This window comes from Variovorax sp. P4_B10, from assembly GCF_056402375.1.
This window is the reverse complement of sequence record NZ_JBFUHN010000092.1, coordinates 1-24,132: the sequence shown is the minus strand read 5'-3', so window position 1 is coordinate 24,132 and position 24,132 is coordinate 1. Positions and strand designations below refer to the sequence as shown.

At 64.4% G+C, this 24,132-nt stretch carries 24 protein-coding genes and 2 pseudogenes; 11 read left to right on the top strand and 15 right to left on the bottom strand.

The window, feature by feature from the left end; translation table 11 throughout:
* The 7 genes and pseudogenes from AC1DXX_RS29025 to AC1DXX_RS28995 form a co-directional block, all read right to left on the bottom strand.
* A pseudogene (locus AC1DXX_RS29025) lies at nucleotides 1–1,224 on the bottom strand (hypothetical protein); the annotation flags it as partial.
* 12 nt (nucleotides 1,225–1,236) lie between these two features.
* Nucleotides 1,237–1,536, bottom strand: coding sequence for a hypothetical protein (locus tag AC1DXX_RS29020; protein WP_478137669.1), 300 nt, complete (start codon nucleotides 1,534–1,536; stop codon nucleotides 1,237–1,239).
* A gap of 122 nt (nucleotides 1,537–1,658) precedes the next feature.
* On the bottom strand, nucleotides 1,659–2,213 hold the full coding sequence (locus tag AC1DXX_RS29015; protein ID WP_478137668.1) for a zeta toxin family protein: 555 nt from the start codon (nucleotides 2,211–2,213) through the stop codon (nucleotides 1,659–1,661).
* Nucleotides 2,200–2,805, bottom strand: a complete 606-nt coding sequence (locus AC1DXX_RS29010; protein ID WP_478137667.1) for a hypothetical protein — start codon at nucleotides 2,803–2,805, stop codon at nucleotides 2,200–2,202. The genes AC1DXX_RS29015 and AC1DXX_RS29010 overlap by 14 nt, the downstream gene beginning before the upstream one ends.
* A gap of 30 nt (nucleotides 2,806–2,835) precedes the next feature.
* On the bottom strand, nucleotides 2,836–3,687 hold the full coding sequence (locus tag AC1DXX_RS29005) for a hypothetical protein (RefSeq protein ID WP_478137666.1): 852 nt from the start codon (nucleotides 3,685–3,687) through the stop codon (nucleotides 2,836–2,838).
* Between the two features lie 217 nt (nucleotides 3,688–3,904).
* Nucleotides 3,905–4,054 carry a hypothetical protein gene (locus AC1DXX_RS29000; protein ID WP_478137665.1) on the bottom strand — a complete coding sequence of 50 codons (150 nt, stop codon included), beginning with the start codon at nucleotides 4,052–4,054 and terminating at the stop codon, nucleotides 3,905–3,907.
* A gap of 64 nt (nucleotides 4,055–4,118) precedes the next feature.
* Nucleotides 4,119–5,924, bottom strand: a complete 1,806-nt coding sequence (locus AC1DXX_RS28995; RefSeq protein ID WP_478137664.1) for a type IV secretory system conjugative DNA transfer family protein — start codon at nucleotides 5,922–5,924, stop codon at nucleotides 4,119–4,121.
* 220 nt (nucleotides 5,925–6,144) lie between these two features.
* Here AC1DXX_RS28995 and aroC point away from each other — a divergent pair, with 220 nt between their 5' ends.
* The 7 genes from aroC (at nucleotide 6,145) to AC1DXX_RS28960 (ending at nucleotide 14,959) form a co-directional block, all read left to right on the top strand.
* Nucleotides 6,145–7,269 (top strand): chorismate synthase, encoded by a 1,125-nt coding sequence (aroC, locus tag AC1DXX_RS28990; RefSeq protein ID WP_478137663.1) that lies wholly within the window; start codon nucleotides 6,145–6,147, stop codon nucleotides 7,267–7,269.
* Nucleotides 7,270–7,286: 17 nt separating this feature from the next.
* The gene (locus tag AC1DXX_RS28985) at nucleotides 7,287–8,462 is read left to right on the top strand and encodes an MFS transporter (protein ID WP_478137662.1); all 1,176 of its coding nucleotides are present in this window, start codon (nucleotides 7,287–7,289) and stop codon (nucleotides 8,460–8,462) included.
* Between the two features lie 113 nt (nucleotides 8,463–8,575).
* Nucleotides 8,576–10,741: a LamG-like jellyroll fold domain-containing protein gene (locus tag AC1DXX_RS28980; protein WP_478137661.1), complete on the top strand. Its 2,166-nt coding sequence runs from the start codon at nucleotides 8,576–8,578 to the stop codon at nucleotides 10,739–10,741.
* Nucleotides 10,742–10,953: 212 nt separating this feature from the next.
* Nucleotides 10,954–11,964 carry a substrate-binding domain-containing protein gene (locus AC1DXX_RS28975; protein WP_478137660.1) on the top strand — a complete coding sequence of 337 codons (1,011 nt, stop codon included), beginning with the start codon at nucleotides 10,954–10,956 and terminating at the stop codon, nucleotides 11,962–11,964.
* Nucleotides 11,965–11,980: 16 nt separating this feature from the next.
* Nucleotides 11,981–12,940 carry an ABC transporter permease gene (locus AC1DXX_RS28970; RefSeq protein ID WP_478137659.1) on the top strand — a complete coding sequence of 320 codons (960 nt, stop codon included), beginning with the start codon at nucleotides 11,981–11,983 and terminating at the stop codon, nucleotides 12,938–12,940.
* Nucleotides 12,940–13,737 carry an ATP-binding cassette domain-containing protein gene (locus tag AC1DXX_RS28965; protein WP_478137658.1) on the top strand — a complete coding sequence of 266 codons (798 nt, stop codon included), beginning with the start codon at nucleotides 12,940–12,942 and terminating at the stop codon, nucleotides 13,735–13,737. Before AC1DXX_RS28970 ends, AC1DXX_RS28965 begins: the two co-directional genes overlap by 1 nt.
* Entirely contained in the window at nucleotides 13,730–14,959 is a 1,230-nt protein-coding gene (locus AC1DXX_RS28960) for an ROK family transcriptional regulator (RefSeq protein WP_478137657.1), read from the top strand. Before AC1DXX_RS28965 ends, AC1DXX_RS28960 begins: the two co-directional genes overlap by 8 nt.
* A 35-nt stretch (nucleotides 14,960–14,994) precedes the next feature.
* On the opposite strand, the gene AC1DXX_RS28955 is transcribed toward AC1DXX_RS28960, so the two are convergent.
* Both AC1DXX_RS28955 and AC1DXX_RS28950 read right to left on the bottom strand, forming a co-directional pair.
* The gene (locus AC1DXX_RS28955; protein WP_478137656.1) at nucleotides 14,995–15,471 is read right to left on the bottom strand and encodes a hypothetical protein; all 477 of its coding nucleotides are present in this window, start codon (nucleotides 15,469–15,471) and stop codon (nucleotides 14,995–14,997) included.
* Nucleotides 15,456–15,713: a hypothetical protein gene (locus AC1DXX_RS28950; RefSeq protein ID WP_478137655.1), complete on the bottom strand. Its 258-nt coding sequence runs from the start codon at nucleotides 15,711–15,713 to the stop codon at nucleotides 15,456–15,458. The genes AC1DXX_RS28955 and AC1DXX_RS28950 overlap by 16 nt, the downstream gene beginning before the upstream one ends.
* A 172-nt stretch (nucleotides 15,714–15,885) precedes the next feature.
* Between AC1DXX_RS28950 and AC1DXX_RS28945 the strand changes: the two genes are divergently transcribed.
* Nucleotides 15,886–16,536 carry a hypothetical protein gene (locus tag AC1DXX_RS28945; protein WP_478137654.1) on the top strand — a complete coding sequence of 217 codons (651 nt, stop codon included), beginning with the start codon at nucleotides 15,886–15,888 and terminating at the stop codon, nucleotides 16,534–16,536.
* 27 nt (nucleotides 16,537–16,563) lie between these two features.
* Here the strand turns inward: AC1DXX_RS28945 and AC1DXX_RS28940 are convergent, their stop codons facing one another.
* The 6 genes from AC1DXX_RS28940 to AC1DXX_RS28915 form a co-directional block, all read right to left on the bottom strand.
* Complete coding sequence (locus AC1DXX_RS28940) at nucleotides 16,564–16,968, bottom strand: DUF6194 family protein (protein ID WP_478137653.1); 405 nt, start codon at nucleotides 16,966–16,968, stop codon at nucleotides 16,564–16,566.
* Between the two features lie 17 nt (nucleotides 16,969–16,985).
* On the bottom strand, nucleotides 16,986–18,005 hold the full coding sequence (locus AC1DXX_RS28935) for a Bug family tripartite tricarboxylate transporter substrate binding protein (protein WP_478137652.1): 1,020 nt from the start codon (nucleotides 18,003–18,005) through the stop codon (nucleotides 16,986–16,988).
* 12 nt (nucleotides 18,006–18,017) lie between these two features.
* A complete protein-coding gene (locus AC1DXX_RS28930; protein WP_478137670.1) occupies nucleotides 18,018–19,418 on the bottom strand; it encodes a sensor histidine kinase in 1,401 nt (466 codons plus the stop codon).
* Between the two features lie 18 nt (nucleotides 19,419–19,436).
* Nucleotides 19,437–20,102: a response regulator gene (locus AC1DXX_RS28925; protein ID WP_478137651.1), complete on the bottom strand. Its 666-nt coding sequence runs from the start codon at nucleotides 20,100–20,102 to the stop codon at nucleotides 19,437–19,439.
* 25 nt (nucleotides 20,103–20,127) lie between these two features.
* Nucleotides 20,128–21,135, bottom strand: a complete 1,008-nt coding sequence (locus AC1DXX_RS28920; RefSeq protein ID WP_478137650.1) for a Bug family tripartite tricarboxylate transporter substrate binding protein — start codon at nucleotides 21,133–21,135, stop codon at nucleotides 20,128–20,130.
* Nucleotides 21,136–21,206: 71 nt separating this feature from the next.
* Nucleotides 21,207–21,992 (bottom strand): IclR family transcriptional regulator domain-containing protein, encoded by a 786-nt coding sequence (locus AC1DXX_RS28915; RefSeq protein WP_478137649.1) that lies wholly within the window; start codon nucleotides 21,990–21,992, stop codon nucleotides 21,207–21,209.
* 199 nt (nucleotides 21,993–22,191) lie between these two features.
* Here AC1DXX_RS28915 and AC1DXX_RS28910 point away from each other — a divergent pair, with 199 nt between their 5' ends.
* The 3 genes and pseudogenes from AC1DXX_RS28910 to AC1DXX_RS28900 form a co-directional block, all read left to right on the top strand.
* A complete protein-coding gene (locus AC1DXX_RS28910; protein ID WP_478137648.1) occupies nucleotides 22,192–23,115 on the top strand; it encodes a shikimate dehydrogenase family protein in 924 nt (307 codons plus the stop codon).
* A 29-nt stretch (nucleotides 23,116–23,144) separates the two neighbouring features.
* Entirely contained in the window at nucleotides 23,145–23,978 is an 834-nt protein-coding gene (locus AC1DXX_RS28905) for a shikimate dehydrogenase family protein (RefSeq protein WP_478137647.1), read from the top strand.
* 19 nt (nucleotides 23,979–23,997) lie between these two features.
* Nucleotides 23,998–24,132, top strand: a pseudogene (locus AC1DXX_RS28900) (3-carboxy-cis,cis-muconate cycloisomerase); the annotation flags it as partial.

The window sequence follows — 24,132 nt, the reverse complement described above, 5'->3', positions numbered from 1 at the left end:
GATCTGGTCCGCGGCAGCGGGCTGGTTCTTGTGAATCCAGTTGGACTGCTCCCAATGGCCGTGGGTGTGCGCGTAGGTGTTGCCATCGTCGCCTACCTGGTGGTTCATCTGGTATTGGGTGTAGGCCCGGCCAATGGCTTCGCCGCCAAAAGCACCGATGACGCCGCCGACCGCGCCGGTAACCAGGGCGCCGGGGCCGCTCCAGGAGCCTGTGGCTGCGCCGTAGGCCGCGCCTGCGGCAAAGCCCGCAGCCAGGCCCCCGCCGGTGCGGCCGACATATTCGTGCAGAAGGGCGTCGGCGCCGAATTGGTTGCCCCGGGCGGTCAGGGCGTTGTATTGGCTGTGGGTGGTGGCTGCGTCGTAGCCCAGCAGGGCGGCGCTGGCCACGCCGCCGACTTTGGTGAAGGTCTGGAAGCCGGGCTTGGCGCCGATGGCGGCATCGGCCGCGCCCACGCGTTCGAGCAAGGTGGGCTTGGACGATGCAGGTTCGGGTATTGGGCCAAGTGCATGCCCGGGTGCATTTCCGGGTAGGTGCAGAAGTTGTGCGGTGGTTGCGGTGTCGGCAATTGCGGCAGCGGAACGAGCGCGAAGCCTTTGGAGTTCTTGGATGTTTTCTGTGTCAGCATTGACCGGTTGGGCGGCCAGTGAGCCGGGTGCGGTTTGGCCCTGCGGCGTCGGTTTTATCGCCGGCAAAACAGGCGATGATTTAAGTGAAGCATATGCAGGACGTGGCTCTGAAAAGGCCGGGTGATGTGCCTTGAATTGCTCTTGCAGCTCGTGAAAATCCTGCGCTGGCAGAACACCATCGCGAGCGAGTATGTCGACATATTCGCGAACAAGAAAAATCTTTGTGTTTTTATCGTTCAAGAGATTGGATATTTTTCCTAAATCTTTTTTGTTGTCCGTCAGCATTGTGAAGTTGGCGTTGGGATTGAGTGATTTTCTTTCGTTAATCAAATCAACTATCGAACGTTCGCCTATTCCTTTGCCCGGTGAGGTTTGGGTTGGCGCCTTTAGTTCAAGCCAAGGTTGGTTGCGGTTGCTATCCAACCAATCACGGGCTTTGATTGCTGCTTGAGCACCTTTGCGGGCTCCGTCGCTTAATTCTTCATAAACCTTATCGGTTATAATGATGCGACCTTCCTTCAGGCGAAGTAAATCCAGTCGATTAATTTTAGCGATCTTATCCAAAAAATCGTTATCCACCACATATGCGTCGCTCATTTGAATCTCTCTTCAGCGTTCAAAAAAATCGCTGCAGATTGCGTCGCAAACTTTGTCAAAAAGCCACGGGTCTACCGTTATTAGATTTGAATCAACTTTTTTAATTTCCAACTTAACCGCATCAAGAACTGCACGAGAATTTACGGCAGGCGAGTCATCGGAGTCAGCCATATAATCAGGATCATCCCAGTTTGGCTGTTTGTGGAGTTCGTTCATGGAAGTTTTAAACCACTGCCTCAATACAGAATTTTGCGCGACAACGCCAACTACATGATCTAATTTGGCCTGTTGTTCGGGGGTTAAGATCAGCATGATTTTTCCAAGATGAGATACGTGATTGGGTTTAAAAAATTTCTGCGCAAAATATTACACAGCGGCAGGGCAATTTATCTTCGCCGCGGCGCGGCGCGCAGTCTGCTTTCTCTGCGCATCGGCTAGTGTGATGTTCTTCGTGTCACCACCTGTGGGTTGGCTATCACCAGCGAGGTGACAGCCGTCGAGCACTTGTATTCGAGGGTCTCAAGTCGTTGCGACGCCCGCACATCGGTGGTGTAGCCAGCTGCTTTGTACTCTTGCATCCGTGCTGCGGCATTCTCCGGCGTGCGCATGATGCCTTCGAGAATGACATGGAGCTTGTGCGCTCGGCCGTACTTTTCTAACTTTTCGGCCCAAACGCCGGCATCCTCGTGGGTGAAGCTCGACGAGGTGCGGTCATTGGTTGCATTTAATTTGGTGAAATCTGGATGATGTTCCCGGAAATCGACCGGCGAGATTTTGAGCGCACCACCCTGATGCATCAATTCGCGTTCGACACTGCCCGTGGTGCGGCTTTTTCCGGCCCCGGGTTGGCCGCCAATGATGACCATTGTGGGGTGTTCGACCGGATGAAGGGCTGGGCCTGCTCTTTTTAACCACTCAGGAAGAATTTCTTCGCGAAGAAATCGCTCATTCTCGGCTTCGGAGAGTCGGTAGGGATTAGAACCAGCCATGGAGGACTCCCTTCTGTCGCAAGTAAAGGAAGATTTGATTGAGCGTGACGTATTTTAGATCAATGGCTTGGACCACATCATGATCATCTATGTCGATGGGCTTGAATTCTTGATGGGAGAAAAATCTCAAATCACGCAACCCCTCAATGCGCTGTTTGTCAGGCATTGATGATCTTTCTTCATCATATTGCTCTGCTATGGTGCGCGCCTCCCACGCCTGAACCGAGCCTTCCGCACTTTCATAGCTGTCGGCAGCATCATCCGAGCGATCTTCTTCAATCAGCTTGATGATTTTTTTGATTTCCCTGCTGCTCAGATCAAATTCCTCATGAATCTGATCCAGCGTGAAGCTGTCGCCATTGTCTTTGGCGAATTTCAAAATCCGATCCAAATAATCTCTCTCGGAGGCGGGGGGGGGTGGTTCATTCGTTGCTCCCTTTCGACGTGTTTGTTTCAGGCAATACTGAGCATGACATGCGCCTATGACATGCCCTTGCGCTTCATCTGGCAATGCTGCAAGTGTCACCGGTCGAGGCACCATTTGCCGCCATTTTGATTGGGCGTATAACGCCCAACCGATGGGCATCGCCATGCATTTTGGCATCCGACTTGATTCGCCCGATCAATCTCTTGTTCCCAGCATGAGTGTCCGCCAGAGCTTGGAAATATTTGCTGATTTTTCTTTTTTCGCAAAATTCAATAACGAAGAATATGCCTTGCACTGCTCTTGCGGCAATGCCTTTTCATCGAAAACCTTTAGAAAATCCTTCTTTTTAAAAGTGCCGCTGGATTTTTCTATTTCAGTCAAATATGAAAGGAACTCTTTTGAGGTAAAGGTCAATTTTGCATTACTCCCATTTTTGAGCCCGCTGATACCGCTCGCAAGTAAACTGCTTTCGGCATTTTGAAGATCTGAGCGCATATCGATTGGTAAATTCAAATTGGCGAACTTCGCATTGATCCAGGAGTCGCAATTGATTGCATCCAATTTACTGAAAAATTCAATTCTCTGGATGGCGAATTCTGCAACAACTTCATCATCTGCAAATGGCAAATATTTGCCTGACTTGGCGAAGAGAAGTTCCACGAGCGGTKGCACATCATTGGCGTCTTTGAAGTTATTAGACGACTTGATTATTGCGTGTAGCTCGCTGCGAAATTGCGGGTCAACTTCAAGTAGCAATTTATAAGTCGAACTTTTATTTTCCAATGCGATAATTGTTGCTTCTGCTAGCTCATCGGCTGATTTGGGTTGCGAGACAATGGTTAAAGGCATCTCCCCGACAGTGATGGGTCCTGAATAAATAAAACGACTCATAAAAAACGCACTCGCTATACCAKTAAAGATAGCTATTAGTACCCTTGAGATTTGCTTGGCACCGCCTCCTGAAACATTTTGGGGTAAATTTGAAGATTCTTTTGCACCTTCTTCCCATGATTTCGTATTCGATTCGTGATGTTCCGTGGGATGCATCGCGCGGTTTGCCAAATGGAGTGCCCACACGACAATGCAAGATCCAATAATGGCACCCACGTACCTGAATACAACGTGCATCAGCACCGATTGCCCGCCGATATAATTCTGTTGATCAAAAAGAAAATAAACTCTTTGGGAGGTAGTTCATATTTCAAATAAAACCATCGCTGTGATTGCAATCGTCGCGCCGAATTTGATTGGGTTTTCTATTTTTTCATGACCATATTCTTCCGATGAAATAAATGCAGTTCGCGCTGGAATTGGTGCCCATGCGCGCCCCAATCCACTCGTATTTCTTGTCGATCTGCTTAAGACCGTACTTTTCAACATCCTCGGGCGGGGTGAATTCGTTGATGAACGTCATGAGAGTTCTCGGCATTTTTCAATGATCGGGGATGATGTCCTGTGCGGCCACGACCTTCGCCGGCTCAATGTCGTTTTGAGTGGAACTTGGCCTCACACTCGGTTTGGGTGATGTCATCCAGCGCAAAACTAGTCACCGATGGCTGCCTGCTGAGCGCTGTCGTCTTGATCTCCGCCGGAGCAATGCTCGCCCGCTCCTTGAAAATCTTGTCCTTGAAGAACCAGTTCTTGCTGGCCCGGATGGGCTTGCAGCCTTCATAGAAGATCAGCTCCTCGTCGGCGGGCAGCTCCTTGATCTCCTGCGGCAGAAACAGGGCTCGGCGCTCTTCGGTGTAGTTGGTCGAGACCTGGTTGGAGCCGCCACCTCGGCTGGTGCTGCGGTGCTCCTTGCGAATGGTCTTGTAGCCCAGCATTTCGCTGTATTCAGCCGCGTCGCTTTGCTCGCGTGGTGCAAACACGATCTGTGCGCCGTGGTTGGTGATGAAGTTCTGTGCGTCGTTGTCGCCGTAGGCCGAGCGCAGCTGAGCGCGGCTTTGCACGATGCACAGGTCGCGCACGCCGTAGCTGGCCGAGATCGAGATGCGCTTGGCCCACACATCCACTCGCCCCATGGCGGTGAATTCGTCCATCAGCATGAGCATCTGGTATTTCAGGTCCGGCTCGTCACCCAGTTGCTTGGTGAGGTTGTTGCCAATCACGCTGCTGAAGAAGATGTTCAGCAGCTTGCCGCTTTCATCGAGCTTGTTGGTCGGGATATCGACGTACAGCGTGGTCGGATGTTTGCGGATGGCCGTGATGTCGAAGTCGGTCGCGTTGGTGGCAGCGGCCAGCACCGGACTGAGGAACTGCTGCAGCGGCGCCTGCATGGTGGCAATCACCGAGGAGAAGGTTTGCTCGGCCAAGCCAGCGAGGTTGCCAAAGACAGTGCGCGTTTGAGTGCTGATGAAGCCTGACTGTTGCGGGTCGTTCAATATCTCCTTGAGCATTGCCAAAGTGCCCTGGCCATCGGTGCCGCTGGACAGGCGCAGGATGCGTTCAAGGCTGGGAAAGTTCTCGTCGGTGTTGGGGTCCTGGGCGCGCCCGAGGATCCGACTCCAGTTGTCCCATACCTCGAACATAAATGAGGCGAAGGCGGTGAAGGCGGCGCGGCTCTGGCTCGTCCAAAAAGGGTCTTTGCCAGGCTCGTCCGGGTAAAGAATAGCAGCGATGGTCTGGATCTCGCCAATGCGCTTGCCCGCGTCCATGCCCACCAGCAGGGTGAAGGCGTTGAAGCGATGGGTCTTTCCCTGGTCGTCATAGGGGGCCCACACATAGATGGTGTGACCCTGTGCCTCGCGCCAGCCGCTGGTGGCTTTGCGCAGTTCGCCTTTGAGGTCGAGCACGACCATCGAGTGCAAATACGACAACAGCACCGGGATGGCAATGCTGGTGGTCTTGCCTGAACGGGTCGGACTGACCGTGATGACGTGCTGCGCGCCGCCCAGCCACAGGTACTGGCCCTTGTACTTGCCGATGAGGATGCTTTGCGGGGTCTGCTTGAGCAGGCCGGCTTTCTTGAGATCGGAAAGTTCGGCGAAGCTGGCGTCGCCATGCAGGGATTCGGCCTTGGCTCGAAAGAGTGGGATGAGCAATGCGGCCCAGCCCAACAGTGGTACGCCGAAGCCTATGGCGCCGCTGAGCTTGATCTTGATAGCGTAGGGTGCGTACTGCGGCAGGTCTGTCGCCTGAATATATTGCCACCACGTGTTCCAGGTGAGCGGTGCATTTCGCAGATCGAGGATGAGCAGAACAAGGTAATTGGAGAGGAACCAGCCACCTGCCAAGACCCCTAGAAGTATCACCAACGCAAAAAATACCTTGCTTTTGCTCATATCCTGCGCCATCTCCCTTTTAATAAGGAAATGCTTATACAAGGCGGGGCAGCCTCAGCAGGTCGTGTAATAGGCTACCGAACATAAGACTGTGGCCCTGTTGCCAAATTCTTCACGCATTCGAGTTGCCTGCGATCTGACGGGTACTGGGCGTGCTGAACAGGCGCATGGAAAACACGACGGACTGAGTGGCCGCCGCTTTGTAGGGATAATCCCGGTCATGAGCGGCAACACCTTCGGAACTCTCTTCGCGGTCACCAATTTCGGCGAGTCGCATGGCCCGGCCATCGGCTGCGTCATCGACGGCTGCCCCCCGGGCATGGAACTCAGCGAGGCCGACATCCAGGGCGATCTCGACCGCCGGCGCCCCGGCACCAGCCGACACGTCACCCAGCGCAAGGAGCCCGACGCGGTGCAGATCCTCTCCGGCGTCTACGAAGGCAAGACCACCGGCACCCCGATCGCGCTGCTGATCCAGAACACCGACCAGCGCAGCAAAGACTACGGGCAGATCGCCCAGCAGTTCCGCCCCGGCCATGCCGACTTCACCTACTGGAAGAAGTACGGCATCCGCGACCCGCGCGGCGGCGGGCGTTCGTCGGCGCGGCTGACGGCGCCCATGGTCGCGGCCGGCGCGGTCGCCAAGAAGTGGCTGGCCGAGCAATACGGCATGGCGTTCCGCGGCTGCATGACGCAGATCGGCGAAATCGCCATTCCCTTCGAGAGCTGGGACCACGTGCCCCACAACCCCTTCTTCGCCCCCATCGCCGACGTGAGCGAACTCGAGGCCTACATGGACCGCCTCCGCAAGGCCGGCGACTCGTGCGGCGCGCGCATCCGCGTCACGGCCACCAACGTGCCCATCGGCCTCGGCGAGCCGCTGTTCGACAAGCTCGATGCAGAAATCGCCTACGCGATGATGGGCATCAATGCGGTGAAGGCGGTCGAGATCGGCGCCGGCTTCGACAGCGTCACGCAGCGCGGCACCACGCACGGCGACTCGATCACGCCGACAGGCTTCGTCACCAACAACGCGGGCGGCATCCTCGGCGGCATCAGCTCGGGGCAGGACCTCGAGGTGAGCATCGCGATCAAGCCCACCAGCTCGATCATCAGCCCGCGCCAGTCCATCGACATCCACAACAACCCCGTCGAGGTCGTCACCAAGGGCCGCCACGACCCCTGCGTCGGCATCCGCGCGACGCCCATTGCCGAGGCCATGCTCGCGCTGGTGGTGATGGAGCATGTGCTGCGCAACCGCGCGCAGTGCGGCGACGTGCAGCAACAGCAAAGAACGCAGGCCGAAAACACCGAAGCCTCGCCGCCCCAGGCGTCTTTCCTCTAGTGCCCGCCCCGCCACCAGTGGCCGCCGGACGCGGCCACCTGCTGGCGTTCGCTGGTCTGTCGGCCAGCTATTTCGCGCACATCGGCTTCTTCAATCCTTACCTGCCGCTGTGGCTCAAGGACCTGGGGCTGCCGATCTTCACGATCAGCCTGCTGGCCTCGGTGCAGTCGATCACGCGGGTGTTCGCGCCTTATGCGTGGGGGGCGCTGAGCGACCACACGGGGCAGCGCGTCAAGCTGCTGCGCTTCAGCGCGGCGGTGGCGCTGGTCAGCTCCTTCGGGCTCTGGTGGCACGGCGGCGCCTGGTGGCTTGCGCTGGTGCTGCTCGTGATGTTCACCCACACCAGCTCGATGATGTCGCTCACCGAGGCCGCCATGGCGCAGCTGGTGGCCGGCGACTGGGGGCGCTATGGGCGCATCCGGCTCTGCGGCTCGGCCGGCTTCCTGCTCACGGTGTTCGTCGCGGGCGCGTGGTTCGAGCGCTTCGGCATGAAGCACTTTCCGGCCTGGGCGGGCGGCACGCTGGCCATCGTGCTGATTGCGACGATGAAGCTGCCCGACGTGCGCGAGCCGGTGGCGGCGCACGATGCCGTCAAGGAACCCATCGGCCCGGTGCTGCGCAACCCGGCGGTGCGGTGGTTCTTCGCATCGCTGTTCTTCCAGGTGATGTCGCATTTCTCGGTCTATGCCTTCTTCTCGCTGTACCTCGATTCGCTGGGCTACGGCAAGAGCACCATCGGCCTTCTGTGGGCGCTGTCGGTGGTGGCCGAGATCGTCTGGTTCTTCCTTCAGGGCAGGCTCATCGGCCTGCTGCCGATGCCGCGCTGGATGCTGGTGTGCGGCATCGCCGCCGTGGCGCGGCTGGGCCTGACGGCCGGCCTTGGCGGCTCGATCGCGGCGCTGGTCGTGGCGCAGTGGCTGCATGCGCTGAGCTTCGCGGCCCACCACACAACCTGCATCGCCGTGGTGTCGCGCCGCTTTCCGGGCCGGCTGCGCGGACGGGGGCAGGCGCTGTTCACGGTGATCGGCTATGGGTTCGGCGGGGTGCTGGGCGTGCTGCTGGGCGGCGCGGTCGCGCAGGAATTCGGCTATCGGACGATGTTTGCGCTGGCGGCCTTGCTGGCGGTGGCGGGCAGCCTGTGCGCATGGCGCGTGGTGAAGCTCGAACGGGCGGAGCGCGCGGCCAAGGCCTGACCTCGCGGCGAAAGGGCGCACCGGCATCGTGTGCGCCAAAGTGTCATGGGCCTTAAATGCCCGCGTCATTGCGCCTGCCTACGCTTGCGCGCTTTCCAACGCTCCCCATCGACATGTCTGCTTCCGACGACTCGCGCGGCCTTCGCACGCCCCCAGCGCCTTCCCTGGCCGAATCCCCCACCAGCCCGACCCCTCCGCCGCGCCGGCAGGTCCTCAAGCTCGGCGCCTCCCTGCTGACCGTCGGCAGCAGCGGTGCCTTGCTGGCCGCCTGTGGCGGTGGCGGCGGTGCGCCCGGCTTCGGCGCCTTGCCGACGCCAGCACCGGTGCCCGCCCCGGCGCCGCCTGCGCCGCCCCCGCCGGCGGTCGCCGCGAAGATCTCGAGCTTCGCGCTCGCCGTGATGCCCGACACGCAGTTCTATGCGCGCTACGCCACCGCCGCCGAGAGCGACCAGTACGACAAGCGCTTCGACAGCGCACCTTTCGCCGCGCAGACGAAATGGATCGCAGCCAATGCCAAGGCGCTGAACATCCCGTTCACCATCCACCTCGGCGACGTGGTCGACCAGGTCGGCAAGCCTGACCAGTGGAAGGTGGCCGATGCCGCCATGAAGGTGCTCGAAGACGCGAAGCTGCCCTACAGCGTGCTGGCCGGCAACCACGACGTGCTGAACGACGTGGACTACAGCGTCGACCCGAACAGCGGCACCGACGCGACCCGCACGCTCGCCAACGAGCCCTACCTGCAATGGTTCGGCACCGAGCGCGCGAAGCGCCAGGCCACCTTCGGCGCACGTGACACCAGCGGATTCCACGAGTACCACGTGTTCGAGGCGCAGGGCCAGAAGTTCATGGTGCTGTCGCTGTCGTGGCGCATCTCGGACGCCGGCATCGCCTGGGCGCGCCAGGCGATCGCGAAGAACCCGACGCTGCCGGTGATCCTGGTGAACCACCAACTGCTCAACATCGACGCCGACGGCACGAGCCCGCTCGAGACCGACTACGGCAAGATGCTGTGGGAGAAGCTGATCCGCGACAACGACCAGATCTTCATGACGCTCAACGGCCATCACCACGGCGCCGCGCACCTCACGAAGACCAACGACTTCGGCCACAAGGTCGAGGAAATGGTGGTCGACTACCAGATGGCCTACCAGGGCGGCAACGGCCTGATGCGCCTCTACGAATTCGACCTGACGCACAAGCAGATCAAGGTGCTGTCGTTCTCGCCCTGGGTGCCGCAGAAGCCGGCCGCCACGCTGAACGCCTTCGACCTGGCGGTGCTCACCACGCCCAACGAGCTGTTCACCATCGAGATGGATTTCGCGCAGCGCTTCGCAGGCTTCAACAAGAGCTTCGGCACGGGCAGCGCCACCATCGACAGTTCGCTGGTCGACCAGGCCAGGGCCATGATCCTTGCGAACTACAAGGAGCCCGAGGTGACCGCGCAGCGGCCGGCCGCGAATCCGGACGACTATCCGAAGGTCGCGAACACGCTGGCGCACTGGCGCTTCTTCGGCGGCACCGCCAACCAGCCGGTGCTGCCGGGCACCGTCATCGCGGACGTCACGGGCAACAACCCGCTGCATCGCGACACCCTGAACCAGGGCGGCATCGTGGGCGCGACGGATGGCGACATCGTGTGGGCCGACGACCGCCATTACCTCTCGGCCGCGCCGGGCTCGGTGCGCTTCCTGAACACCGACAAGAACGTGCCCCGGCTGAGCTACTTCCTCACCGAGACCGCAGCGCCGATCAACGCACAGACCCTGGACAACGGCTACACCGTCGAGGCTTTCGTGAAGATCGACAAGGGCTGGACCAGCAACAAGCAGGCGTGGATGAACATCATGACGCGCGACGGCCGACGCGGTGACCTCGCGGGCTACACCGGTGGTGACCCCGAAGCGCCGCCCATGCTGTTCGCGATCTCGAGCCTGCGCGAGGTGCAGTGGGAAGTGGTGCCGAGCACGGCCGGCAGCCGGTCGGCCAAGACCAACTGGTCCGGCGAGGTGATCGCCGACCGCTGGGTGCACATCGCGATCGTCAACGACCCGGTGTCGCACGACACCACGATGTATGTCGAAGGTGCGCCGGTGCTGCGCAACATCGGCAATGCGCCGGGGCTGGCCACGCTGTCGGCCACCTCGCCGTGGGTGGTCGGCGGCGGCTCGTGGGACGGGGCCCGCGCCGACGGCTTCTTCGGCAACATCGGCGAAGTGCGGGTGGTGGCTGCGGCGCTGGCGCCTGCGCAGTGGCTGACGGCGCGCAAGGCGGGATGAAGAGGTCGAGCATTGCCGCCTGAGCCTGTAGTCAAAAGTTCGGCCGGAAGGACTGTCGAGCCTCCGGCTCCGGGTTTCCGATAACTACAACCACTTGATTTAGTCGGCCGACTGAAACATAGTTGCCCTGCGTCCGGATGCCGGGCCCGCTTCGGCGGGCACGCTTCCGGTTCAACAAGACCCAGGCCTACCGCCTGCCAAGGAGACAACCCATGTTCAGTTCGCGCAGCCGTCGCTCGACCCTGGCCCTCGCCGCCCTGTCGCTCGCCGCATCCACCGCCTTCGCCGCCGGCGAACCCGTGATCGGCCTCGTCACCAAGACCGAAACCAACCCCTTCTTCGTCAAGATGAAGGAAGGCGCGCAAGAAGAGGCCAAGAAGCTCGGCGCCAAGCTGCTCTCCGGCGCGGGCAAGGCCGACGGCGACAACGCGGGCCAGATCACCGCGATGGAAAACATGATCGCGGCCGGCGCCAAGACCATCCTCATCACGCCGAGCGACGCCAAGGCGATCGTGCCGGCGATCAAGAAGGCGCGCGACAAGGGCATCATGGTGATCGCGCTCGACAGCCCGGCCGATCCGCCGGACGCGACCGACGCGCTCTTCGCCACCAACAACTACACGGCCGGCGTGCTGATCGGCGAATACGCCAAGGCCGCGATGGCGGGCAAGACGCCCAAGATCGTTGCGCTCGACCTGCTGCCGGGCCACCCGGTGGGCGCGCAGCGCCACAACGGCTTCATGAAGGGCTTCGGGCTCGCGGCCAACGACGCCAAGTCGAACGAACTGTCGAAGACGCCGGAGATCGCCTGCATGGCCGACAGCTTCGGCGACCAGGCCAAGGCGCAGACGGCGATGGAAAACTGCCTGCAGAAGGCCCCCGACGTGAACCTGGTCTACACCATCAACGAACCCGCCGCGGCCGGTGCCTACAACGCGCTCAAGCGCGCCGGCAAGGAGAAGGGCGTGATGATCGTCTCGGTCGACGGCGGCTGCCAGGGCATCAAGGACACCGCGGCCGGCGTGATCGCCGCGACCTCGCAGCAGTACCCGCTCAAGATGGCCGCCATGGGCGTGGCCGCGGGCGTGGAATTCGCCAAGACGGGCAAGAAGGCCTCGGGCTACGTCGACACCGGCGTGACCCTGATTGCCGGCAAGAGCGTGCCGGGCGTCGACAGCAAGGACACCAAGACCGGCGCCGAGCTGTGCTGGGGCAAGAAGTAGGCACCGGAGCGTTTTGATGGCGAAATCTCCGACGCACCACATTCCGTGGGGCGCCCTGGGGCCGTGGCTGGCCCTGCTTGGCGCATGCATCTTCTTTGCGACCCAGTCCGACCGCTTTCTCACGGGCGGCAACCTCTCGCTGATCCTGCAGCAGGTGATGGTGGTCGGCGTGATCGCCATCGGCCAGACGCTGATCATCCTCACGGCGGGCATCGACCTGTCGTGCGGCATGGTGATGGCGCTGGGCAGCATCATCATGAGCAAGTTCGCGACCGAGCTCGGGCTGCCGGTGCCGGTGGCCATCCTGTGCGGCATCGGCGTGACCACGCTGTTCGGCCTCCTCAACGGCCTGCTGGTCACGCGCATCAAGCTGCCGCCTTTCATCGTGACGCTGGGCACGCTGAACATCGCGTTCGCGATCACGCAGCTGTACTCGTCGTCGCAGACCATCACCGACCTGCCCGCCGGCCTCACGGGGCTGGGCACCACGTTCGCCATCGGCAACGCCGAGGTGGCGTGGGGCTCGGTGCTGATGGTGGTGCTCTATGCGTTCACGTGGTTCGTGCTGCGCGAGACGGGCGCGGGCCGGCACATCTATGCGGTGGGCAACAACGCCGAGGCCACGCGGCTGGTCGGCATTCCCACGCAGCGCGTGCTGCTTGGCGTGTACGTGGCGGCGGGCGTGCTCTACGGCATCGCGTCGCTGCTGTCGGTGGCGCGCACCGGCGTGGGCGACCCCAACGCGGGCCAGACCGAGAACCTCGACGCCATCACGGCCGTGGTGCTCGGCGGCACCAGCCTGTTCGGCGGCCGTGGCGTCGTGCTGGGCTCGCTGATCGGCGTGCTGATCGTGGGCGTGTTCCGCAACGGCCTCACGCTGATGGGCGTGTCGTCGATCTACCAGGTGCTGGTGACCGGCGTACTGGTGATTTTGGCGGTGGCGGCAGACCAGCTGTCGCGCCGGGGAGCCCGCTGATGAACGTCGTTGCCAACCCCAAGATCGTCATGCAGGCCAAGGGCCTGGTGAAGCGCTACGGCCACGTCACGGCGCTCGACGGCGTCGACTTCGAGCTGCGCGAAGGAGAAATCCTCGCGGTGATCGGCGACAACGGCGCGGGCAAGTCCTCGCTGATCAAGGCGCTGTCGGGCGCCACCATTCCCGACGAGGGCGAGATCCTGCTCGACGGTGCGCCAGTGCACTTTCGCAACCCGCTCGATGCGCGCCGCGCCGGCATCGAGACGGTCTACCAGGACCTGGCCGTGGCACCCGCCATGACCATCTACGAGAACCTCTTTCTCGGCCGTGAGCTGCGCCGCCCGGGCTTCCTGGGCAATGTGCTGCGAATGCTGGACAAGAAGAAGATGCGGCTGGAGAGCAGCGCGCGCATGGCAGACCTGAAGGTCGGCATCCAGTCGATGACGCAGGCGGTGGAAACGCTCTCGGGCGGCCAACGCCAGTGCGTGGCGGTGGCGCGCAGCGCGGCCTTCGCGCGGCACGTGGTCATCATGGACGAGCCGACCGCGGCGCTGGGCGTGAAGGAGGGCAACATGGTGCTCGAGCTGATCCGCCGCGTGCGCGATCGCGGCCTGCCCGTGGTGCTCATCAGCCACAACATGCCGCACGTGTTCGAGGTGGCCGACCGCATCCACGTGGCACGCCTGGGCAAGCGCGCGGCCGTGCTCAACCCCAAGAAGATCAGCATGAGCGACACGGTGGCCGTGATGACCGGTGCCATGACCGCCGACCAGCTGCCCGCGGAGGCGCATGCCTGATGCAGAAGCCGCTGCGCGCTCGCCCGACCTGTTGCGCCCGCGTGGCTCCAACCAGGTCGGCATGCGCCAGTTCAACGAGCGCGTGGTGCTGCAGGCATTGCGCGTTCACACCAGCCTGCCCAAGGCCGAGCTCGCGCGGCTCACCGGGCTGAGTGCGCAGACCATCGGGCTCATCACCGCGCGGCTCGAGGAAGACCAGCTGATCGTGAAGCAGAGCCGGGTGCGCGGCCGCATCGGGCAGCCCTCGGTGCCGCTGGCGCTCAACCCGGACGGCGCCTTTGCGATCGGCATCAAGGTGGGCCGGCGCGGTGCCGAATGGCTGCTGATCGACTTCACGGCACAGGTGCGTGAGCGCCATGCCATCAGCTACGACTTTCCGGATGCGGACACCTTGCTGCCCGCGATTGCGCAACATATTCACCGGCTGCGCGACGGACTGGGGCCGCTGGCCGCGCGCAATGTCGGCGCCGGTCTGGCCGCGCCGTTCCTGCTGGGCGGCTGGCACCGTACGCTGGGTTTGTCGAAGGCGCAGTCGGATCTCTGGAACCAGATGAACCTGCTGGTCGAGGTGAAGGCGCGCACCGATGTGCCGGTGAGCTTCGCGCGCGACACGGTGGCGGCCTGCGTGGCCGAACTGGTCGGCGGGCGCGGCCACGACCTCAAGAGCTTTCTCTACATCTTCGTCGACACCTTCGTGGGCGGCGGGCTGGTCATCGATTCGCACCTGCACACCGGCGCGCACGGCAATGCGGGCGCGCTGGCTTCGCTGCCGATGCAGCCGGCGCAGGCGGGCCGGGGTGCGGCACTGCCGCCGCAGGTGATGGCCGAGGCCTCGCTGTGGGAATTGGAGCAGCGCCTGCAAGGCGAGGGGCTCGACCCCACCGCCGCCTACGACGACCGCGCCCTGCAGGCGCCGTTTGCCGCCGCGACGCAGGCCTGGCTCGGCTCCGCATCGCTGGCGCTCGCGCACGCCATCGTCAGCAGCACGGCGGTGCTCGATCTCGCCGACGTGGTGATGGACGGCTCCATGTCGCGCTCGCTGCTGCAAGCCTTGCTCGAGCAGACCCGTGCCGCGCTGGCCCGGTGCAACTGGGAAGGCCTGTGGCCGCCGCAACTGCATGGCGGCAGGGTGGGTGCGCAGGCCTGTGCGCTCGGCGGCGCAATGCTGCCGCTGCACGCCAATTTCGCGCCGGACCACGACGTGTTCCTGAAGGCGGCCTGAGAGGCCACCCGGGTGCGCCGGCCGGCTTCAGGCGCTCACGGCCTCGCCGCTGCGTGCAGGTTGCGCGGCAATCGCAGCGTGCTCGCGCTTGCGCCCTCGGGGCAAGGCCCATCGGAATAGACGGCATCGCCTTCGGGCATGACGCACTTCTGCACCTCGACGAAGGCTGGCGCGGCCTTTGCGGGCGGCTCTGCGAGGGCAGCCACGGGGGCGATCGCCGGGGCCTCCAGGCTTGCGTTCGCCAGCGGCGCGCGATGGGGCGTCGGCGGGGCTGGTTCTTCGGACGCGCGTGTCGCCGCACCTGTGGCCTCGACGTAGGCTGGCATGACCGCAGATGGCAAGGCGGGCGCGCGCGCCGCGCTCTCGTGCACGAGGTCATTCAATGCCACATAGAAGAGAAACGTCGCCAGCAGCGCCACGGCGAGGCACGGCGCCCAGTACCGTTCGGAGCCGGAGCCGGAGCCGGAACTGGATCGGGGCGCGGCGGCCTGCGACTTCAGCGCCGCGGCCATGCCCAGCCTCCGGCTTGCAATGTCCCGGCGAGCTTCGCGATGCCACCGGTGCCGCTCGCAGCCCGCGCGATCAGCGCGCCGCCAGCCGCGCCGGCGACGATGCGCATGAGGAACGACCGGCTGCGGCCCGCCGCCAGCAGAAGCAGCACGCCGGCGCCGAGCACGACGAGGTGCTCGCCGGGGTAGTCGGCGCGCGCGGCATCCACTTGCTTGAACTTGTCGATCGTCTGTTCCAGGCTCATGGCCGAAGCTCCTGGTTGGTGTTCAGTCATTCTTGATGTCAGGCGCCGGGCATCGCTGTAGGCCTGCGCCATGCGTCGTGACGGAATCCGTCTCGAAAACGCCGCGGATAAAACCGCGCCTTGGGGGCAGGTGTCTCGATAATGCGATCCCCTTGTCGAGAACCGGGAAAAAATGAGTGCCGCAGATTTCCTTTTCGCCCCCGAGGTGCAAAAGCTCTTGATGGTCGCCTACGCGGCGCCCGACCAACCGTTTTCTTCCAGCGAGCTGGCCCAGCGTTCGAAGCTCGATCCCGCCGATGTGAAACGCACCTTGGAGCACCTGGTCGGCAGCGGCATCCTGAAGCGGCAAAAGCCGAAGGCAGACGAGGCCGATACCGTCTTGATCGATCGCGCGTTCCTCTTCCACGACGAACTGCGCAGCATCGCGCTGAAGTCGTTCGCCGCCGCCGAACCGGTGCGCTCGATGCTGCGCGCCAAGTTCAAGGATTCGGTCTTGCGCGCCTTCGTCCTGGGAGAGGACAACGACGGCACCGTGGAGCTCCTCGTCGTGCACGGCCAGCTGACGCCCGACGAGGCCGCCATGACGGTCGCCTGTCAGAAACTGTCGAAGAACATCCACCGTCACCTGAAGATGCACGTCATCTCGAACGCCAGGTTCGACAGCCTGACGCCGCGCGACCCGCTCGCGTCGAAGCTTGCGGCGCCCTCCGCGCTGGAGATCGTCGCGCTCGGGGATACGAAGGCCCAACTGCCCGTCGAAAGGACCGGCCTCTTGCAAAGCGCGAAGAAGAAGTTGGCAGCGCTGTCCCGCCCATCGGCGTGAGCGCGCCCCGATCAGGCAGCCGCCGGGTTACTTGCTCTTGTCTCTCGCAGCCGCGAGGCCGCGGGCTTCGGCGATCAGCGGCTTCACGGTCTCGAAGGTCTTGTCGCCCGGGTTGATCACGCTGACCCAATACATCTTTGCGTACACCGGATGCTGCATCAGTTTGTCGAGCGCCGTGAAGTCGACGTTTGCCGGCGCCTGCTCGCCGAACAGCGCGCGGAAGGTCTCCTTGCCGACGCCCACGTTGAGGCGAAAGACACCGGGGCGGTCGAGGTTCGAGGCGCTGTCGAACGCGTTGTCTTTCGTGACGATGGTAGCGAAGGGAAACTTGTTGTCCGCACCATGAAAGAAGAAGGTGTTGTCGTCGGCCACTTCGAAATGGCCGCCGCCGAGCGAGTCGATGATGTGTTGGGTGATGTCGTCTTCGGTCATGGAGATGCTTCGTGGGCTCAGGGCTTCCAGCGGCGCAAGCCGAGTTCGTCCGCGAGCGCCTGGTAGGTCTTGATGCGGGCCTGCACGTAGTCGTCGAGCGCGGTGCCGGTCAGCGCGAAAGGATAAAGCCTGTGCCGTTCGCGCAGCGCCGCGTAACCGGGCGCTGCCGTGGCGTCCGCGAATGCGGCGGTCCATGCGCGCACAGCCGCCTCGGGCACGCTGGCGCTGAGGTACAGGCCGCGCACGGTCGGCCAGACGATGTCCACGCCTTGCTCCCGCGCGGTCGGCACGCCGGTGAGCGCGCCGCCCAGCCTCGCCTCCGACAGCACGGCCAGCAGCCGCACCGCCGCGCCGCCCGCGATGGCCTGCAAGGCCTCGGCCGCATCGCCGGGGAACACGTCGACGTGCTTGCCCTGCAGCGCGCCGAGCGCGTCGCCGCCGCCTTCGAAGGACACGAAGCGCATCGCCTTGTGGTCGCGCCCCGCGGCGCGCACCAGCAGCGCAGCCTTCACCCAGTCCTGGCTGCCGACCGTGCCGCCCGCGCCGAAGGCCACGCGCGAGGGTTCCTGCCGCAGGGCTGCGATCAGGTCCTGCAACTGCCTGTAGGGCGATTCGCGGTGCACGGCGATCACGCCGTAGTCGGTGCCGAGCGTGGCGATCCAGCGCACCGCCGAAGGCGAATGAGGCCCGAAGCGGCCCTGTGCAAGGTTGAGCAACGAGCCGCTCGAGAACGCCACCAACGTGCCCGGCCCGCCGAGCCGCCCGGTGGCGATGCGGTCGAAGGCCACGGCACCGATGCCGCCCGGCAGGTAGCGCTGGCCGAGCGGCGGGCGTGCCGGGCGCACCGCCTGCAATGCGTCGCGCGCGAGGGCGCAGGTGAGGTCGAAGCCGCCGCCCGCCTTGGCGGGAATGATGCAGTCCGCCGCTGCTTCGGACGGATCGCCGGTGGATGCTGCAGCGGCGCGAAGGCTTGCGGGCAGCAGCAATGCCGACAGCGCGCGAAGCGCATGGCGGCGGGTGGCGGTGGGGAACGGCATGGGCTGTAGCGGCTAGCCGACGGCCGGCCGGGGCCACCAGATGATCGCATGCAGGCCCGTGCCTGCTTCGCGGGATTCGAGCCGCAGCTCACCCCGGTGCCGCTGCGCGATGGAGCGCGCAATGGCCAGCCCCAAGCCGAAGCCACCCTTGCCGGCGCGCGCGCCGCGGCGAAAGCGCTGGCCCAGCGCGGCGCGTTCTTCTTCGGCCAGGCCGGGGCCGTCGTCCTCGACGTTGAGGCTCCACCCGGCTGCGTCGCCCGCTGCAAAGAGCGTGATCGTTCCCTCGGCGGGGGTGTAGGCGATGGCGTTCGCCACCAGGTTGCCCAGCGCCTCGCGCAGGAGCCCGCGGTCCGCGACCGCGAAGAACGCCGGTGCCGGCGCATGGATGCCCAGGTCGATGCGCTTGGCGCGCGCCAGCGGCAGCAGGTCGACGGCCACTTCGCGCAGCAGCGCCGCCAGGTCGAACTCGGCGGGCTCGACCGCCACGGTGTCGCTGCGGCCCAAGGCGAGCAGCTGTTGCGCGCTGCGTGTCGCGCGGCCGATTTCGGTCGCGAGCGCATCGAGCGCGGCCTGCACCTGCGACGGGTCCTGCTCGCGCCGCGCGTAGTCGGCCTGCATCTGCAGCGTGGTCAGGTGGGTGCGCAGCTGGTGCGAGGCGTCGTCGAGAAACTGCCGCTGCTGCGTCACCAGGTCCTGCGTGCGCGACATCTGCTGGTTGACTGCCGCCACCAGCGGGCGCACTTCGGCCGGCAGGTCGGTCTCGGCGATGCGCGTCAGGTCGTCGGGCGTGCGGGCCTGCACCTCGCGCGCCAGCCGCGACAACGGCCGCAGCGCCGCCGCGAGCGCGATGGCCGTGCCGCACAGCAGCATCGCCAGCACCAGCCCGTCGCGCAGCGCGGCGCTGCGCACGAAACGCGCGCTGAATTCCTGCCGCGAGCGCGTGCTCTCGCCCACCTGGATCAGCACGCTGCGGCCGGTGCTGCCAACTGGTGCGCGGTCGAGGTCACGCCGGTAGGCGGCAAGCCGCACGGCTTCGCCGAAGTAGGTCGCGTCGTAGAAGGCCGGCACGCCCATGGCCAGCTCGGCGGGCGGCGCGGGCAGGTCGGCGCTGCCGAGTTCGACCAGCCCGTCGGAGGTCGCCACGCGAAAGAAGACCTGGCCGCTCGCCGTGAGCTCGAAGAACTCGAACATCGTGTACGGCAGCTCGACCGAGAGGCCGCCCGAGGCGGTCGAGATGTTGGCATCGATGGATTTGAGCGCGCCCAGCAGCGAGCGGTCGTAGGCCGCGTTGGCCGCGGCCAGCGCGTCGTGCCGCGTCATCCACAGTTCGATGCCGGTCACCGCGAGCAGGGCGGGGAACAGCAGCAGCGCGAGGCGCTGCCACAGGCTGGCACGTCTCAGCCGATCTGCCAGTCGTTGCACAACGCTCACTCAGTCCGCTTCCAGCACATAGCCGAGCCCGCGCAGCGTGACGATGCGAACGCCGCTGCCGTCGAGCCGTTTGCGCAGCCGGTAGACGAACACCTCGACCGCCTCGGGGTGCACCTCTTCGTCATCGGAAAACACCCGCTCGAGAATCTGCTGCTTCGACAGAGGCTCGCCGCTGCGCTGCACCAGCACGCGCAGCACCGCCAACTCGCGCGGCGACAGCGCCAGCGCTTCGCCGTTCAGCACGAACTGCCGGCGCGCGCCGTCGTACACCAGCGGGCCGCAGGCGAGGCGCGGATGCTCGACGCCCCGCGCACGCCGCACCAGCGCATGCAGCCGCGCCTCGAGTTCGGCCAGCGCGAAGGGCTTGGCAAGAAAGTCGTCGGCGCCCGCGTTGAGCGAGGCAACGCGCTCGTTCAACGAGTCGCGCGCCGTGAGGATCRGCGCCGGCAGCCGCTGGTCGCGTTCGCGCAGCCGCTGCAGCACCGTGTGGCCGTCCATTCCCGGCAGGCCCAGGTCGAGCACCAGCGCATCGTGGTCGCGCTGCTGCAGCGCCCGGTCCGCGAGCCGGCCGTCGTCCACCCATTCGACCTGGATGCCCGCATGCTCCAGCGCCTTGCAGAGCCAGGTGCCCAGGGTGTGTTCGTCTTCGGCCAGCAGGATGCGCATGGCGCGATGCTAGGGCCTGGAACGCTCAATCAGGCTTGATGTTTGCCCGGGCGATCACCTTCTGCCAGCGTGCCTGCTCGGCCGCAATGAATTGGGTGAACTGCTCGGGCGTGCCGCCGATGGCCTCGGCCGCGTCGCCGGTCAGCCGCTGCATCGATTCGGGCGACTTCACCGCCTTCATCGTCTCGGCCGAGAGCTTGGCCAGGTTCGCCGGCTCGATGTTGGCCGGCGCGAGCATCCCGTACCACTGCGTCATCTCGAAGCCCGGGAAGCCTTGCTCGGCCACGGTGGCCACGTCGGGCAGCTGCGGCAGCCGTTTGGCCGAGCCGGTGGCGATGCAGCGCACCTTGCCGGCCTTGATGAAGGGAATGATCGCCGCGGCGCCGATGGCCGACGCGTCGAGGCGGCCGGAGAGCAGGTCGGTCACCATCGGACCCGTGCCGCGGTAGGGCACATGCAGCATGAACACCTCCGCGGTCATCTTCAGGTACTCGAAGGCCAGGTGGCCCGCGCTGCCGTTGCCCGCGGAGCCGTAGCTCAGCTTGCCCGGCTTCGACTTGGCATAGGCGATGAACTCCTTGAGGTTCTTCGCCGGCACGTCGGGGTGCACCACGTAGAGGCTCGGCACCTTGGCCAGCAGGCTCACCGGCTTGAAGTCCTTGTTCGCGTCGTAGGGCAGCTTGGCGAAGATGTACGGGTTGACCGCCAGCGTGCCGATGTGCCCGAGGATCAGCGTGTGCTGGTCGGTGCTGCGCGCCACCTCGCTCATCGCGATGTTGCCGGCCGCGCCCGGCTTGTTGTCGACGAAGACGCTCTGGCCCAGCGTGCGCGAAAGCTCGGCGGCCGTGGAGCGCGCGACGATCTCCGAACTGCCGCCCGGTGCGAAAGGCACGACGAAGCGGATCGACTTGCTGGGCCAGCCGGATTGTGCCGAGGCCAGCGAGGGGAGCAGGCCGCCGAGGGCGAGTGCGCTGCCGCCCTGCAGCCATTGGCGGCGCGTGGGCTGCGGATCGTTCAGGAAGTCGTCGAACATGGTGCTTGTCTCCATCGCTTGTTTGGGAAAGCCCGCATCCTGCCCGACGGATGCTGTCGGAAAGCTGTCAGTCAGATCAGGTTGCGCATCGCCTGCGCGGTTTCGCGCAAGACCGGCAGCACACGCGCCACCGCGTCCTCGGAGCTTTCGTGCCCCATCGGCATCGTGATGTTGAGCGCCCCCACCAGCGTGCCATGCCGGTCGCGCAGCGGCACCGCGATGCCGCGCGAGTTGAGGTCGAGCTGCTGCTCCGACAGCGCCCAGCCCTGGGCGCGGATGCGGGCCAGCTCGAGCTTCATGCGCTCCATGCTCGCGATGGTGTGCGAGGTGAACACCTGCAGCTGCCGCGTGGCGAGCCAGTCGGCCAGCTCCGCGTCGCTGCGCAGCGCGACCATCAGCATGCCCGAAGCGGTGACCTGCGCCGGCACGCGCGCGCCCAGCACATAGCCGGTGCTCATGCTGCGGTTGGGACCGTTGCGCGCGATGTAGACCACCTCGTCGCCGTCCATCACGCTGAGGTAGGCGATCTCGTTGGTGCCGGCCGCCACGCGCTGCAGGAAGGGCTGCACCACGCGCGGCAGGCGGGCCGATTCCAGGTAGGAGCGGCCCAGGCGCAGCACCCGCGGCGTGAGCCAGAACAGCTTGCCGTCGCTGGCCACGTAGCCCATGTGCTGCAGCGTCAGCAGGTAGCGCCGGGCCGCGGTGCGCGTCATGCCCGTGCGCTGGCCGGCCTGGCTGGCGGTGAGGCGCGGGTTGGCGTCATCGAAGGCCTCGATGATGCTCACCCCGCGTTCCAGGCCGGCAATCCAGTCGCGCTTGTCCAGGCCTGCGGGTGGGGTCGAGTCGTCCTTGCTCATGGTCGGAAGTGTGCCTTCGGTGGATGGCCGGGAAGCTGCATTCGATGAGGGTGAAAACCCTTGGTTTGAACGATTGTCGATTTTTAAAGATCGATTATCGAACGTTTGAAAGCTTGGAGCGCTGCAAGCTTCGATCGAAGGGACTATAAAGCTCAGCATCCGGCCTCTCAAAGAGCGATTGACGAACGGAAGCAAGCACATGAGCCATTCCATCAGCGGCAGCACCCAGGCTTACCTGATCCCGGGCGACCCGGTTCGCAATGTGCGGTTGCCGCGCATGTTCAATGCGGCCTTCGAGCGCTTCGGCATCGATGCGGTGCTGCTGCCGATGCAGGTGCCGGTGCGCGACTTCGCGGTGTTCTTCAAGTCGGCCTTCCTGGCGCGCAACGTGCGCGGCATGGTGATCGCGCCGCCGCACAAGCCGCTGGTGGTCGACCTGCTCGACGGCTGCGGCCTGTTCGGCCGGGTGGCGGGCTCGGTCAACGTGGTGCGCCGCACCGAGGGCGACCAGCTCGAGGGCGACCTGTTCGACGGCGAGGGCCTGATCGGTGCGCTCGACCACTGCAACGTTCCCTTCCGCGGCAAGCGCGTGCTGATCCTCGGCGCGGGCGTGAGCGCCGCGGCCATCGGCGTGGCGCTGGCCGAGGGCGGCACGGTGAACGGTGCGGAGCACATCGCCTTTCACGACACGGCAGCCGGCAAGGCGGCGGGCGTGGCCGCCAAGCTCAATGCCTTCTTCGATGCCACCGTGGTCGCGGTCGAAAGCAATGCGCCCGAGGGCTACGACCTCGTGATCAACGCCACGCCGCTCGGGCTGGTCGAGGGCGATGCACTGCCGGTGGACGTGTCGCGCATGGAACGCCACGCGGCGCTGTTCGACATCCTGCTGCGCAACCAGCCCACGCCGCTGGTGCAGGCGGCGCGTGCGCGCGGGCTCAACGCACAGGCCGGCTTCGAGATGCTGATCCAGCAGATGCCGCACTACCTGCGCTACTTCGGCCACCTCGACGCGGCCGAGGCGCTGCAGGCCGATGCGAACTTCCTGCGCGAAATCATCTATCCGCCGGCCATGCATGCCGAGATCGCGAACCCCTTGCGCTATCACTCGTCCAGCGTGGCCTGACGCCTCATCCTCTCAACGAAACGACCTTCATGATTTCCGGCAAGACAACGCTCATCGCCCACATCGGCTACCCCACCGAGGCCTTCAAGGCGCCGATGATCTACAACCCCTGGTTCGACAAGCAGGGCATCGATGCGGTGGTGGTGCCGATGGGCGTGAAGCCCGAGGACTATGCGGTCTCGCTGGCGCAGATCTTCAAGTTCAGCAATCTCCGCGGCGCGCTGGTCACCATGCCGCACAAGGTCACGACGATGGGGCTGGTGGACGAGGTCACACCCACCGCGCGTGTCGCCGGCGCCTGCAATGCCGTGCTCAAGCGGCCCGATGGCACGCTGCTGGGCGACCAGTTCGACGGCGCGGGCTTCGTGCGCGGCGTGGAGCGCAAGGGCCGGCTCTTCAAGGGCACGCGGGTTCTGGTGTCGGGTACGGGCGGCGTGGGTTCGGCCATCGCGGCATCGATCGCGGCGGCCGGTGCGGCCGAGCTGATGCTGTTCGACATGAGCGATGCATCGGCACAGGCCCTCGCTGCGCGGCTGCGCGAGCACTATCCGCAGATGAAGGTGGCCACGGGCTCCAAGGACCCGGCCGGCTTCGACGTCGTGGTCAACGCCACGCCGCTCGGCATGAAGGAAGGCGATCCGCTGCCCTTCGACGTGGACCGCATCGATCCGAGAACCTTCGTCGGCGAGGTCGTCATGAAGTCCGAATACACGCCGCTGCTGCAGGCCGCCAAGGCCAAGGGCTGCGCGGTGCAGGTCGGCACCGACATGCTCTTCGAGATGATCCCGGCCTACCTCGAGTTCTTCGGATTCGGCACAGCCTCCCCCGAGGAACTGCGTGCCGTGGCCCAACTGAAATACTGATGAGCACACAGGTCACCGCATGAGCATTTTCGAAGGCTTTCTTTCCACCTCCGAAACGCTGGGCGCGTTCAGCGACCGTGCGTTCGTCGACGCGATGCTGCGTTTCGAAGCGGCCCTCGCGCGTGCGCAGGCCGCAGAGGGGCTGATCCCCGAG